We start from the raw sequence: 13704 nt of genomic DNA on the forward strand, positions 1-13704 counted from the left end.
AAAGGATTGCGCCCCCGCTCGTCGTTTGAAATAGCACTCGTTCGACAGGGGCGGCGTTTAACGTCGAGCTGTGACGCTTTGATGATAAAAGAATTATCTTAGAAATACTGCCGTTACGCCAAGCGGCAGCTTTCGGCGAAAGGGCTTGAAAAATCAGTTGTTCGATTCGTCAGGCGACCGGAACCAAGGCGTCGGCGGCGCGGCGCAGGACGGCGGGCCGGTCCGGGTCGGCGCTGAGCGGCTGGGCGGAATCAAGCAGGGCTTGCCCCTTGATCCACAGGGCGAAGCGGGTCGCGCCCAGCCGCGTCAGCCGATGGCTGGGCGGCCAGACGGCCTCGCGCCGGGCGTAGGTGCCGCCGCCCTCGGGGCCGCGCAGCAGCATGGCCAGCTCCGCGAAGACCTTGTCGCGGCGGGCCAGCAGGCAGATCTGGGAGATCAGCCTGGCGTACTTGACGTAGAAGCCGGCGCGGCGGCCGTCGCCCTCGGCGTCCAGGGCCATGGTCGGGGCGAGCAGGTCGGCCCAGCCTGAAATGTCGTCTGGCCGGCTGGTCTCGGCCGGACGGCGCGCGTCGAGGTAGCGTGGGATTTCCCGGAACACGCTGTGCCATACGGCCTCGACCAGGAAGCGCCGCATGTCGCCGAAATGGTAAGGGATGCTGGAGGTGGAGGTCTCGGCCTGCTGGCTGACCGAGCGGTTGGTCACCGCCTCGACGCCGCCCTCCAGGATCTGGTCGGCGGCGATATCCAGCAGCTTGAGCTTGAGCGAGCCGTCGTCGAGGCCCTGGGCGGGCGCCACCGGGCGCGCGATGTTCTCCGCGAACCAGTCGGATATCGGGGCGGTCGCCGGATCGGCGCCGCCGGCCATGTCGAGAAGAGCCTCGAGGCTTTCCTGCAACAGCAGCTCGTAGTCGGCCCGCCCGGCCAGGGCGTTGGCGTAGATTTCCTCCATGACCACGTACTGGAAGTAGACCGGCTCCAAGCGGGAAAAGGCCGCCGAGGCCTCCAGCACCCGCGTCCAGCAGGCGCGCCGCATGGCGGTCCAGCGGGCGACGACGTCGCGAAGGCCAGGATCGGCGCGGCCGGCCAAGGCCGCCTCGATCCACAGCCGGGCGAACCGCCGCTCGGGCTCGGCCCGCAGCAGCACGTAGCGGGTGGTCAGGGTGCGCAGGACGGTGCGGTTGAGCGCAAGCCCTTCGACCGCCGCGAAGAAATCCTGGTGGAACGCCTCGTCCGCGGCCATCGCCCGTTCGGCCAGGGCCGACAGCACCCCGGCCTTGGTGTGAAAGGTGTTGAAGATCACCGTCGTGCTGCGGCCGATGGCCTGGGCGAGGTCGCGTAGGGAAAAGGCGTCCAGTCCGTCGGCGGCGATCATGCCGAGGGCGGTGTCGAGCATCTGCGCCTGGGGCGCGGTCGCGCCGGGGGCGGGCGGGCGGCCTGCGTCGGCGCTCATGGCCATGCGGCGGGTCCTTGGAACGTTCGGGAAAAGGGGAGGCGGGCCTCCCACTCAACCTAGCGTCCGGGCCGGCGCGACGGAAGCCGGGCCCGTCGCGACCCTCGCGCCTGCGACGTTCAGTCCACCAGTTCGTAGGCCGGCAGGGTCAGGAACTCCTCCAGGGTGTCGCCGAGCGCCATGCGGCTGAACAGGTGGGCGGCGTCCTCGAGCCGGTCCGAACCGAAGCTGCGCCGCAGGTCGGTCATCTCCTGGGTGAACAGGCTGACGAACAGTTCGGGCGTGACGACGCGGCCGTCCTCCAGCTCCGCGCCCAGGCGTATCCATTGCCAGAGCTGGGTGCGGCAGATCTCGGCGGTGGCGGCGTCCTCCATCAGGTTGTAGAGCGGCACCGCCCCGCGCCCCTCGATCCAGGCCTGGGTGTAGCGCACGCCCACGCGGATGTTCTCGCGCACCCCCGCCTCGGTGCGGGCGCCCTGATGCAGCTCCAGCATCTGTTCGCGCGTGATGGACAGGTCCTCCAGCCGGCGATGGAGCTGGTTGGGCGTCGGCATCAGGCGGTCGAACACCTCCATCGCCACGGGAACCAGATCCGGGTGGGCGACCCAGGTGCCATCGTGGCCGGCGCCGGCCTCGCGCTCCTTGTCCGCCCGCACCTTGGCGAAGGCTGCCTGGTTGGCGGCCTCGTCGCCCTTGACCGGGATCTGGGCGGCCATGCCGCCCATGGCGAAGGCGCCGCGACGGTGGCAGGTCTGGATCAGCTTCAGTGAATAGGCGCCGAGGAAGGCCTTGCCCATGACCATGGCCGAGCGGTCCGGCGTCAGGAACTCAGGGCGGCGGCCGAGCCGCTTGATGAACGAGAAGATGTAGTCCCAGCGGCCGCAGTTCAGGCCGGCCATGTGGTCGCGCAGTTCATAGATGATCTCGTCCATCTCGAACGCGGCCGGGATGGTCTCGATCAGCACGGTGGCCTTGATGGTCCCGTTCGGCAGGCCGAGCGCCTGCTGGGCGTGGACGAAGACGTCGTTCCACAGCCGCGCTTCCAGGCGGCTCTCCAGCTTGGGCAGGTAGAAATAGGGGCCCGAGCCGCGCTCCAGCGTCGCGCGGGCGTTGTGGAACAGGTAGAGGCCGAAATCGAACAGCGCCCCGCCGACCGTGCGGCCGTCGACCTCCATGTGCCGCTCGGGCAGGTGCCAGCCGCGCGGGCGGATCTTCAGCACCGCCGGCCGCTCGCCCAGGGCGTAGCGCTTGCCCGACTTGGGGTCGACATGGGTCAGTTCGCCCGACCAGCGGTCCTTCAGATTGACCTGGCCCTCGACCAGATTGGCCCAGGTCGGCGCGTTGGCGTCCTCGAAGTCGGCCATGAACACCTTGGCCCCGCTGTTGAGGGCGTTGATGATCATCTTGCGGTCGACCGGGCCGGTGATTTCGACGCGGCGGTCCTGAAGGTCGGCGGGGATCGGCGCGACCGTCCAGTCGCCCTCGCGGATGTCGGCGGTCTCGGCCAGGAAGTCGGGAAGCTCGCCGGCGTCGAAACGGGCCTGGCGGGCCTGACGGGCGGCCAGCAGCTCCAGGCGGCGGGCGTCGAAGCGCCGGTGCAGGTCGGCGACGAAGGCCAGGGCCTCCGGCGTCAGTATCTCCGCGGCGCGGCCCTCGACGGGGCCGGTGATCTGGATGTTGGCGGCGACGTCGAGGGGCATGTCGAAATCCTGTCGTGCTTTCCCCAGCCTAGCGCAAGGCGGGCGAGGGGAGGAGCGAAGCGTTGTCGGCGAGAACGCGCCCCGCCGATGGGGGACTGTTCGGCGGGGCGCGTTGCGTCTGTCGATCCGAAGGACCGTCAGGCGTTCTTGACGGCGCCGTTGGGCCGGACGCTCGGGACGATCTGGTCGCCCCAGTTCCCGGCGCCGTCGTGGAAGCGGGAGGAGCGGACCAGCTCGACCGAATAGCCCGCGTCGATGGCCCGACGCACGGCTTCGTTCAGGCGGTGGGCGGCCTCGGCCACCCGGCCCACGGCCCGTTCCTCGGCGGAGGGATTGGGCATGGCGGCGGGGGTGAAGTCTGGCGCGGGCATGGCGGTGCTCCTCTGGTCGAATGGGGAAGGAAGCGGCCTATTCGGCCGCGAACTGGCTCATGGTGTTGGCATGGCCGCCGGCCTTCAGGGCGCGTTCGCCGGCGACCATCTCCTTGAAGGCATCACCGAGGTCGGAGCCGACCTCGTGCTGGTGCTTCACCGCCGAGACGCCGCGGCGGATTTCCTCGCGCTGGACCGAGTTGACATAGGCCTTCATGCGGTCGGCGCCGAAGTAGCCGCGCGACAGCTCGTCCATGCTCTTGGCGGTCAGGTGGAAGGTCGGCAGGGTGATCAGGTTATGGAACACCCCGGCGCGGGTGGAGATGTCGGCCTGGAAGCGGGCCAGGCGCGCGTCGGTCTCGACGCCCAGTTCGCTGTCGTCCAGTTCGGCCGACATCAGGCCGGGGCCGTCCGGATAGGCGTCCTCGGCGATCTTGCCCTCGGCGATCCACTGGGCGCGGACCTGCTTGCGCAGGTTCAGGGTCCAGTTGAACGACGGCGAGTTGTTGTAGGTCAGCTTGGCGTTAGGCACGACCTTGCGGATCTCGGCCACCATCGAGGCGATCTCGTCGACGTTCGGGGTGTCGGTCTCGATCCACAGCAGGTCGGCGCCGCCCTGGGTCAGCGAGGCGATGCAGTCCTCGACGACGCGGGCCCGTCCGGTGCCTTCCTTGAAGGCGAACAGGCCGTTGGGCATGCGCACCGGCTTGACGAACTGGCCGTCGTGATAGAGCGCCAGCTCGCCGCTGCGGATGGGGTTGTCCGAGGTGATCGGCTCGGTCTTCAGCCACTTGATGTATTCGCTGGCCAGGTCGCCCGCGTGCTGGCTGACCGGGACCTTCTGGGTCAGGCCCGCGCCCAGGCTGTCGGTGCGGGCGACGATGACGCCGTCGTCGACGCCCAGCTCCTCGAAAGCCAGGCGGCAGGCGCGCAGCTTCTCGATGAAGTCTTCGCGCGGAACCGTGACCTTGCCGTCCTGGTGGCCGCACTGCTTGGCGTCGGAGACCTGGTTCTCGATCTGCAGGCAGCAGGCGCCGGCCTTGATCATCTCCTTGGCCAGCAGATAGGTGGCGTTCTCGTTGCCGAAGCCGGCGTCGATGTCGGCGATGATCGGAACGACGTGGGTCTCGAAGTTGTCGATCGCGGAGATCGCCGCCGCCTCGGCCTTGGCGTCGCCGGCCTTGCGGGCCTCGCGCAGGGTCTTGAACAGGTCGTTGATCGCGACTTCGTCGGCCTGGCGCAGCGAGACGTAGATTTCCTCGATCAGGTCGACGACCGAGGTCTTCTCGTGCATCGACTGATCGGGCAGGTGGCCGAAGCGGTTGCGCAGGCCAGCGACCATCCAGCCGGACAGGTACACGTAGGCGCCCTTGGTGGTGCCGCGCAGGCGCTTGACCGACTTGATCATCTGCTGGGCGTGGAAGCCCGACCAGCAGCCCAGCGACTGGGTGAACTGGTTGGCGTCGCGGTCGTAGGCGGCCATGTCGGCGCGCATGACGCTGGCCATGGCGCGGGCGACGTCCAGATGGGTCGAGAAGGTGTTCTGCAGCTTGAGCTGGATGATGTCGTCGACGGCGACCCCGCCCGGCGTCACGCCCTGGGGATAGCGGGCGAGCAGGTCTTGGCGGTGTTCGGCGTAGGTCTTGCGCTGCGTCATCGGTCCTTGGTCCCCATCGTCGGCTCGCCGGCCACTGCGGCGGAGCGGGAAAAGCCTATGGAGCCGAGCTAACGCCGTGTCCCGGCGGCGGTCGAACCTATTGAAGGCAATTTGTCACAAATCGACTTTGTGAAATTTGTAAATTGATGACATCATGACTTCATGGCGACGAACGACAAGAAGCTGTTCCTCGGCGGCCGGCTCAAGCGGCTGCGGCGCGACCTGGGCGTCACCCAGAGCCGCATGGCCGCCGAACTGGGCGTGTCGCCGAGCTACCTCAATCTCCTGGAACGCAACCAGCGGCCGGTCACCGCCCAGATCCTGCTGCGGCTGGCCGACGCCTACGACCTCGACCTGCGCAGCCTGTCGGCCGACGATCCCGGCGGCGGGGCCGGCCTGGAGGAGGTCCTGGCCGACAAGATGTTCGCCGATCTCGGCGTCGGCCGGCACGAGGCGGCCGAGGTCGCCGAACTGTCGCCGGGATTGGCCGAGGCCATGATGCGCCTCTACCGCGCCTATATCGACCGCGAACGCCTGATCGACCTGGGCGCCTTCGAGCGGCCCGAGCGGGGCGGCCCGATTTCGGCCCACAGCCCGACCGACTGGGTGCGCGACCTCGTCGGCGCGCAGCGCAACCATTTCGCCGAGCTGGAGGCCTTCGCCGAGACCATCCTCGGCGACCTCAAGGCCGATCCCCAGGACCTGGGACCCGCCGTCCGGCAGAGGCTGCTGGACCGGCACGGCGTCCAGTCGCGGGTGATGCCGGTCGAGGTGATGGCCGGTTCGCTGCGCCGCTACGACCATCACCGCAAGCGCCTGATGATCTCCGAGACCCTGGCCCCGGCCAGCCGCATCTTCGCTATGTGCTACCAGCTGAGCCTGCTGGAAGGCGACGCGCTGCTGTCTGGCCTCGCCGACCGCTTCAACGCCCCCGACCGCGCGACCCGGCGGCTGCTCAAGGTGTTCCTGGTCAACTATCTGGCCGCCGCCCTGATGATGCCCTACGAGCCGTTCCTGGCGGCGCTGGAGGCGTCGGGCTACGACATCGAGCGGGTGCGGCCGCGGTTCGGGATCAGCTACGAACAGGCCGCCCAGCGCCTGACCACGCTCAGCCGGCCCGGCGCGCGCGGCGTTCCGTTCTTCATGATGCGCGTGGACGGGGCGGGGAACATCTCCAAGCGGTTCGCCGCGGGGCCGTTCCCGTTCTCGCGCTTCGGCGGCGCCTGCCCGCGCTGGAACGTCCACGACAGCTTCAAGACCCCCGGACGGATCATCACCCAGGTGATCGAGACCCCTGATGGCGAACGCTACTTCACCCTGTCCCGCACCGTGCGGCGGGTGTCCGGGCTGCAGGCGGGCCAGGAGGACGAGCTGGTGGTGGGGCTGGGCTGCGAGCTGAAGTTCGCAAGCAAGCTGGTCTACGCCCGCGGCCTCGACATCGGCGCGCCGCTGGTGACCGAGATCGGGCCGTCCTGCCGCATCTGCGAGCGTCCGGCCTGTCCGCAGCGGGCCGCCGCGCCGATCAACCGCACGCTGCTGGTCGACGAGGCCAGCAAGGCGGTGTCGCCGTTCCCATTCGTCGCCTAGGCCCCGGGGAGCCCGGCGTCGCGCGCGTTCAGAGCCGCTCGTGATAGCGGGTGTGGCTGGCCGGCCGCTATACGGCCGGCCAGGTCGAATCCCGTCTAGGCGTTGTCGTCGGTCTGGCCGGAGTCCTGCGCCGCTTCCTCGGCCTGCGGCTGGCCTTCGGCGTGTTCGCCGCCGCCCAGGTGGTCCTTCAGGACCTTGACGCCTTCGAAGCCGGCGACGGCGGCGGCGGCCTTCTCAAGCAGGTTGGCGTTGGGGTCTACGGCTTCGAGCGCCTTATCGGCGGCGAAGGCGCCGGCGGCTTCTTCGGCGATGTCGAGAATGCCCATGATCAGATCCTCTTTGAATGGACCCCCCAGGCAGTATTGCTCCAGGCGCGCGTCCGCTGACAAGACGGGAACACGGGGCGAGGCGCTGTAAAGCGATCAAGAAGACGTGGGCGCGCGTCCCGTCTTGCGCTACGCCTTGGCGTGCGGGGGCGATCCGAGGGGGGCGAACGTGGCGCGTCGAGGACTGGCGATAGGCGCTTTGGCGTTGGCCGCGCTGATCGGCGCGCCGCTGGCGGCGGCCGCGAAGGACATGCGTCCGCCCGCCCATCAGGCCCAGGTCGAGGCGCGGGTCATCGAAGCCCCGCAGCCGGTCGAAGGTAGCGACGGCATTGGGCATCTGGCCTACGAACTGCAGGTGACCAGCTTCTTTTCCGGAGAAGCGCCGCTCAAGCTCACGCGCGTCGCTGTCTTCGCCGACGAGGGGACGGCGCCGCTGGCCGTGTTCGAGGGCGCCCAGGTCGAAGCCCTGCTGTCGCAGCCGTCGAAGGCGGACGGCCCGAGCGACGGCGTTCCGATCGCGTCGGGCCGAAGCCGGACCCTGTACTTCTGGCTGTCGCCGCCTTCCGGCGCGGCGCCGAAATCCCTGCGGCACGAGCTGGAGTTCGCCACCCCCGACGGCGGGCTGGAGCGGGCGAGCGACGTGCGCGCGCCGGTGACGGCGATCCCGCCGATCAGGATCGGGCCGCCCCTGCGCGACGGGCGCTGGATGGCGGTCGAGGGACCAGGCGACCATCGTTCACACCATTGGGGCGGCCTGACCGCCATCGACGGCGCGCTCACCATTCCGCAGCGCTTCGCGATCGACTGGTTCGGCCTGGACGAGGCCAACCACTCGCTGCCGAAGCAGCACGACTCGCTGGCGGCGACCGTCGACGGCGACTGGGCGGGCTTCGGCCGCGAGGTGCTGGCGGTCGCCGACGGCGTGGTGGTCGACGCCCGCGACGGAGCGCCCGACGGCAAGCCGCTGGCCCCGCAGCCGGAACCGGACGACCTCACCGCCCGGACGCTCTATGGCGACTTCGTGGTCCTCCAGATCGGGCCGAACCTGTTCGCCCACTACGCCCACCTGCGGGCGGGCAGCGTCGCCGTGCGACCGGGGGAGCGCATCAGGCGCGGCGCGGTGATCGGACGTGTCGGCCAGACCGGCGCGGCCGGCGCTCCGCACCTGCACTTCCATGTCAGCGACAAGCCGACGTTCGAGCGGTCGGAAGGCGCGCCGTTCGTGATCGACGCCTTCCTGCTGCACGGTCGGGGAACCATCGAGCAGACGTTCGATCCGTCGAAGCCCGCGCCTCCCGGCGCGGCGCCGGGCCGGCCGCGCGCGAACGAGATGCCGCTCAACGGCGACGTGGTGACGTTCCGCTAGCCGGACCGGCGCATGCTCATGATCGGTACGGCGGGCTTCAGCCACTGGCCGCGCTGGTCGGCGTACTTGGTCTTGCCGTTGGTCGGCAGCGACAGGATCTTTTGTACGACCGCCATGCCGGAGACCACCTGGCCGAAGGCGGCGTAGCCGAGATTGTCGCCCGGCGCGCCGGGGTGCGCGTCCAGATAGGGCTGCGGGCTGGCGCAGATGAAGAAGTTGTTCGTCGCCGTTCCCGGCGCGAAGCGGCCGAGCGAGAGCGTGCCGGCCAGATGCTTGAGGCCGGTCTTGGTCGTGCTCTCGTGGCGGATTGGCGGGAAGGGGTGCATCTTCGGGTTCGGGCCGCCGACGATCACGCCCTCGGTCGGCGTGACCGGGTCGCGCGCGGCGCGATAGAAGGTCCCGCCGTCATAGGCCTGGGCGTCGACATAGCGCAGGAAGTTGGCCGAGGTGAGGGGGGCCTTCTCGGCCTCCAGCTCGACCACGATGGTCCCGTGGTTGGTCTTGATCTGGACCCTGGGCTTGGCCTGGGCGGCGAACGCCGCGCCCGCGTCGCTCATCAACAGCCCGGCGCCCACCACAAAGCTCCGCCGCGCGACCTTGACGCCCGTCATCCGCATTCGCTCCCAGCAAACTTCACACAGCAAGTTCCGCAGCCACCGTAGCGGTTTGCATGGCGATGTGCATGCGCCGCCGGATCGGCCGCAGCAAGTCCGTCAGGCCGGGCGCTCGGCGAGAACCGCCTCGGCGCGCGCTAGGGCGCGGCGTCCGGCCGCACGAGGGCCTCGGTCAGGGTGCGGGAGAGCCAGTCCTGGTGCTGGTCGGGGCTCCAGCCGCCATCGTGGACGAGCATGCGATAGACGTCCCGGCTGGTGTACATCCACATCACGCGGCGGCCCTGGGCGAGGTCCAGCCCGGCCCTCTGCCGGCCGGCGGCGAACAGGGCGCCGGCGGCTGACCAGGTTCAGGCGTCAGCGGCCGGCGTAGGCGTCCAGCCCGGCGCGCAGGTCGCCGATCAGGTCGTCCGGCCGCTCCAGGCCGATGTGCAGGCGCACGACCGGGCCGCCGCGATCGGCGCGGAAGCGGCGCTTGTCGAATTGCGGGTCGCAATGGATGGCCAGGCTTTCGAATCCGCCCCAGGAAAAGCCGAGGCCGAACAGCCGCAGCCGGTCGAGCATGGCGTGGACAGCCGCCGTCGGGGCCGGCCTCAGCACCACGCCGAACAGGCCGCAGCATCCGGAATAGTCGCGGGCCCAGAGCGCGTGTCCAGGCGCGCCGGGCAGCGCGGGGTGCAGGACCTCGATCACCTCCGGCTGCTCGCGCAGCCAGGAGGCCACGGCCAGGCCGCTTTCCTGGTGGCGCGCCATGCGGACGGGCAGGGTGCGCAGGCCGCGCAGCATGTCGTAGGCGGCCTCGGGCGCCACCGACCAGCCGATGTCCCAGGCCGAATCGCTGAGCGTGGCCGCCAGGGCCGGGTCGGCGACGGCGGCGGCCCCCATGAACAGGTCCGAGTGGCCGCCGACATATTTGGTCAGGGCCTGGATGCTGATGTCGACGCCGTGGGCCAGCGGCTTGAAGACGAGGCCCGCGCCCCAGGTGTTGTCCATCGCCGTCGTCACCCCGCGCCGGCGGGCGCCGGAGACGATCGCGGCGACGTCCTGCATCTCGAAGGTCAGCGAGGCCGGCGATTCCATGAGGATCAGGCGGGTTGCGGGAGAGATCATCGCCAGCACGTCTTCGGCCGCGGCGTCGGGCCGGAAGTAGCGCGGCTCCACGCCGAACCGGCGCAGCACCACGTCGCAGAACCGGCGGGTCGGGTTGTAGACCCCGTCCGACACCATCAGCTCGTCGCCCGACTTGAGCAGCGCCAGCAACACGCCGCTGATCGCCGCCAGGCCGGAAGGGTAGAGCAGGGCGTCGCAACCGCCCTCCATCTGGGCCAGGGCCTCGCGCAGGGCCGCCTGGGCCTCCAGCCCCGCACGGCCGTAGGTGGGGGCGGAGGAATGGTCGTAGAGGTCGGCCGCGCGCGCGATCAGCACGGTCGAGCCGCGCTGGATGGCCGGGCCGACGGTGCGCGGCAGGGGGCGAGGGCCGCCGCCCGCCCGGATCAGCCGGGTGGAATCGTCGCCGGAAGGCGGCGTGTCGTCTTTTCCGGCCATGTCGCTTGACGCTCCGAGGCGAATGAGGGCGAAACTTGAAGCGCTCAATTAGGGCGGTCGCCAGCCGCGAATCAAGGAGACGGGCGTGTCGAGCCGCATCCTGGCCGCCATGGCGGCGCTGACGATTCTGGCCGGGTGCGGCAAGCCGAGCGCGCCGCCCGAACCCGCGCCGCTGCTCAATGTCGGCGCGCCCAGGACCATGCATATCGACAGCCCGACCCTGAAGGCGGTCAAGGCGCGCGGGCGGCTGAACTGCGGCGTTCACCAGGGCCTGCCGGGCTTCGCCTGGCCCGACAATCACGGCGAGATCCAGGGCTTCGACGCCGACTTCTGCCGGGCCCTCGCCGCGGCGGTGCTGGGCGACGCCGACGCCGTGTATTTCATCCGGCTCGACACCAAGAGCCGCTTCACCGCGCTGCAGGCCAAGCAGGTCGACGTGCTGGTGCGCAACACCTCGTGGACCTTCACCCGCGACGCCGGCCTCGGCCTCGATTTCGCGGGGGTCAACTACTACGACGGCCAGGGTTTCCTCGCCCCGAAGTCGCTGAACCTGCAGAGCGCCGTCGAGCTGAACGGCGCCAAGATCTGCGTCGAGGCCGGCACGACGACGGAGCAGACCCTGGCCGAATTCTTCCGCAGCCGCGGCCTGAAGTACCAGCCGGTCGTGCTCGACACCGAGGAGAAGGCGAGGGATGCCTATCAGCGCGAGGCGTGCGACGCCTTCAGCGCCGACGTCTCGGCCCTGGCGGCGGCGCGGTCGATCTTCAACAATCCCCAGGCGCACGTCATCCTGCCGGACGTGATCTCCAAGGAGCCGCTGGGGCCGGCGGTGCGCCAGGGCGACGACGCCTGGGCCGACATCGTGCGCTGGACCCTGAACGCCCTGATCCTGGCCGAGGAGCTGAAGATCACCGCCAAGACGGTGGACGCGGCCCGCAAGGACGGCGACGCCGAGACGCGGCGCCTGCTCGGCGAGGACGACTACGGGGCCATGCTGGGCCTCAAGGCCGATTGGGCCTACCAGGCGATCAGCCAGGTCGGCAATTACGGCGAGATCTTCGAGCGCAACCTCGGCCCCAAGTCGCCGCTGCGGCTGGAGCGCGGGTTGAACGCCCAGTGGAACGCCGAGAAGCCCGGTCTGATCTACGCCCCGCCGATGCGCTGATCAGGCGCCGGTGACGACGGGGGTGTCGTCGCGACCGCCCCATTCGGCCCACGAGCCGTCATAGACCGGCGCGCGCCAGCGGCCGAGCCGGGCCAGGGCCAGGGCCAGCATCGCCGCCGTGATGCCCGAGCCGCACGAGGTGATGATCGGCCTGTCCAGGTCGACGCCGGCGCTGGTGAACAGCGCCTCCAGCCGGTCCTTGTCCAGCACCGTGCCGTCAGGCGCCAGCAGGGCCGACGAAGGCACGCTGAACGCGCCGGGCATGTGGCCGCCGCGCAGGCCGGCGCGGGGCTCGGGCGCCTCGCCGCTGAAGCGCGCCGCCGGGCGGGCGTCGACGATCTGGGCCTCGCCGGTCTCGATCGCCTTGCGCACCTGGTCGACGCCGCGCACCAGCCCGCCGTCGAAGCGGGCGGTGAAGTGGCGCTCGCGGGGCGGCGGCGGGATATCCTCGACGCGCCGGCCCTCGGCGATCCACTTGGGCAGGCCGCCGTCCAGCACGAAGACGTCCTGATGGCCCATCACCCGGAACGTCCACCAGACGCGGGCGGCCGAGCGCAGGCCGAGCTGGTCGTAGACCACGATGCGCGAGCCGTCGCCCAGGCCCAGCCGGCGGACCCGCGCCGAGAACTTGACGGCGTCGGGCAGCATGTGGGGCAGGTCGGTCGTGTCGTCGGCGATGTCGTCGATGTCGAAGAACACCGCGCCAGGAATGTGGGCGGCGGCGTATTCCGCCTGGGCGTCGCGCTGTTCCTGCGGGAAGTACCAGCTGGCGTCGACCACCTTGAGGTCGGGGGCGTCCAGGTTGTCGGCGAGCCAGGCGGTCGTGACGAGGGGATCGGCGATCATGGACGCGCTCACAGCCAGGATGGGACCGGCAGTCCCCGCTCGCGCAGGAACGCCGGATTGAACAGCTTGCTCTGGTAGCGCGATCCGTAGTCGCACAACACCGTCACGATGGTCTTGCCCGGGCCGAGGTCCCGCGCCAGGCGGATCGCCCCGGCGATGTTGACCCCGCTGGAGCCGCCCAGGCACAGCCCCTCGTGGCGGGCGAGGTCGAACACCTGCTCCAGGGCCTCGGCGTCGGGGATCTGATAGGCCCTGTCGACGCTCAGGCCTTCGAGGTTGGCGGTGATGCGGCCCTGGCCGATGCCTTCGGTGATCGAGGTCCCTTCGGCCTTCAGCTCGCCGTGGACGTACCAGTTGTAGAGCGAGGCCCCGAACGGATCGGCCAGGCCGACGGCGACGCCCGGATTGCGCTCGCGCAGGGCGTCGGCCACGCCGGCCAGGGTGCCGCCCGAGCCGACGGCGCAGACGAAACCGTCGACGCGGCCGCCGGTCTGCTCCCAGATCTCCGGCCCGGTCGTCTCGTAATGGGCCTGACGGTTGGCGACATTGTCGAACTGGTTGGCCCAGATCGCCCCGTTCGGCTCGCTCCGCGCCCGCTCCTCGGCCAGGCGGCCGGAATAGCGGACGTAGTTGTCGGGATTGGCGTAGGGGACCGCGTCCACTTCGACCAGTTCGGCGCCGGCCAGGCGGATGGCGTCCTTCTTCTCCTGGCTCTGGGTGCGGGGGATGACGATGCAGGTGCGATAGCCGAGCGCCGCGCCGACCATGGCCAGGCCGATGCCGGTGTTGCCGGCCGTGCCCTCGACGATCAGGCCGCCGGGCTTCAAGGCGCCGCGCCGCTCGGCGTCGCGGATGATGTAGAGCGCCGCCCGGTCCTTGATCGACTGGCCCGGATTGAGGAACTCGGCCTTGCCCCAGATTTCACAGCCGGTGGCGGCGCTGGCCCGGTTGAGCCGGATCAGGGGGGTGTTCCCGATGGCGTCGACGACGCTGCGGCAGACGATCATGGACTCGCTCGCGAAGATGGCCGGCGGACGCTAATGCGCGCCGGGCCGAGGGGGAAGCCCGCGAAGGCCGGCC

13 protein-coding genes are annotated in these 13704 nt (G+C 70.2%); 3 read left to right on the top strand and 10 right to left on the bottom strand.

Annotated elements, in window-relative coordinates:
• Positions 1-169 precede the first annotated feature (169 nt).
• From C5708_RS01520 to C5708_RS01535, 4 genes are all read right to left on the bottom strand, one after another.
• On the bottom strand, positions 170-1450 hold the full coding sequence (locus C5708_RS01520) for a TetR family transcriptional regulator (RefSeq protein ID WP_242917090.1): 1281 nt from the start codon (positions 1448-1450) through the stop codon (positions 170-172).
• A 119-nt stretch (positions 1451-1569) separates the two neighbouring features.
• Positions 1570-3150: a malate synthase A gene (aceB, locus tag C5708_RS01525; protein WP_242917092.1), complete on the bottom strand. Its 1581-nt coding sequence runs from the start codon at positions 3148-3150 to the stop codon at positions 1570-1572.
• A gap of 137 nt (positions 3151-3287) precedes the next feature.
• Entirely contained in the window at positions 3288-3521 is a 234-nt protein-coding gene (locus tag C5708_RS01530; protein ID WP_242917094.1) for a hypothetical protein, read from the bottom strand.
• 37 nt (positions 3522-3558) lie between these two features.
• On the bottom strand, positions 3559-5178 hold the full coding sequence (locus C5708_RS01535; RefSeq protein WP_242917096.1) for an isocitrate lyase: 1620 nt from the start codon (positions 5176-5178) through the stop codon (positions 3559-3561).
• A gap of 162 nt (positions 5179-5340) precedes the next feature.
• Between C5708_RS01535 and C5708_RS01540 the strand changes: the two genes are divergently transcribed.
• Positions 5341-6765 (top strand): helix-turn-helix transcriptional regulator, encoded by a 1425-nt coding sequence (locus C5708_RS01540; protein WP_242917098.1) that lies wholly within the window; start codon positions 5341-5343, stop codon positions 6763-6765.
• Positions 6766-6860: 95 nt separating this feature from the next.
• Here the strand turns inward: C5708_RS01540 and C5708_RS01545 are convergent, their stop codons facing one another.
• Positions 6861-7091: a hypothetical protein gene (locus tag C5708_RS01545; protein WP_242917100.1), complete on the bottom strand. Its 231-nt coding sequence runs from the start codon at positions 7089-7091 to the stop codon at positions 6861-6863.
• Between the two features lie 205 nt (positions 7092-7296).
• On the opposite strand from C5708_RS01545, the gene C5708_RS01550 reads away from it, so the two are divergent.
• Positions 7297-8457 (top strand): M23 family metallopeptidase, encoded by a 1161-nt coding sequence (locus tag C5708_RS01550; RefSeq protein ID WP_242917102.1) that lies wholly within the window; start codon positions 7297-7299, stop codon positions 8455-8457.
• On the opposite strand, the gene C5708_RS01555 is transcribed toward C5708_RS01550, so the two are convergent.
• The 3 genes from C5708_RS01555 to metC all read right to left on the bottom strand — a co-directional run bounded on the left by C5708_RS01555 (position 8454) and on the right by metC (position 10613).
• Positions 8454-9068: a peptidylprolyl isomerase gene (locus C5708_RS01555; RefSeq protein WP_242917104.1), complete on the bottom strand. Its 615-nt coding sequence runs from the start codon at positions 9066-9068 to the stop codon at positions 8454-8456. The genes C5708_RS01550 and C5708_RS01555 overlap by 4 nt on opposite strands.
• Positions 9069-9208: 140 nt before the next feature.
• The gene (locus C5708_RS19400) at positions 9209-9343 is read right to left on the bottom strand and encodes a hypothetical protein (protein ID WP_278253689.1); all 135 of its coding nucleotides are present in this window, start codon (positions 9341-9343) and stop codon (positions 9209-9211) included.
• An 82-nt stretch (positions 9344-9425) separates the two neighbouring features.
• Positions 9426-10613, bottom strand: a complete 1188-nt coding sequence (gene metC / locus C5708_RS01560; protein ID WP_242917106.1) for a cystathionine beta-lyase — start codon at positions 10611-10613, stop codon at positions 9426-9428.
• 85 nt (positions 10614-10698) lie between these two features.
• On the opposite strand from metC, the gene C5708_RS01565 reads away from it, so the two are divergent.
• Positions 10699-11778 carry an amino acid ABC transporter substrate-binding protein gene (locus C5708_RS01565; protein WP_242917108.1) on the top strand — a complete coding sequence of 360 codons (1080 nt, stop codon included), beginning with the start codon at positions 10699-10701 and terminating at the stop codon, positions 11776-11778.
• Here the strand turns inward: C5708_RS01565 and sseA are convergent, their stop codons facing one another.
• Together sseA and C5708_RS01575 are read right to left on the bottom strand one after the other, a co-directional pair.
• On the bottom strand, positions 11779-12624 hold the full coding sequence (gene sseA / locus C5708_RS01570) for a 3-mercaptopyruvate sulfurtransferase (RefSeq protein WP_242917109.1): 846 nt from the start codon (positions 12622-12624) through the stop codon (positions 11779-11781). It lies immediately after the preceding gene.
• 8 nt (positions 12625-12632) lie between these two features.
• Positions 12633-13631, bottom strand: a complete 999-nt coding sequence (locus C5708_RS01575) for a cysteine synthase A (protein WP_242917111.1) — start codon at positions 13629-13631, stop codon at positions 12633-12635.
• Positions 13632-13704 lie beyond the last annotated feature (73 nt).

This window comes from Caulobacter sp. CCUG 60055, assembly GCF_022750545.1.
Classification (GTDB): Bacteria; Pseudomonadota; Alphaproteobacteria; order Caulobacterales; family Caulobacteraceae; genus PUIC01.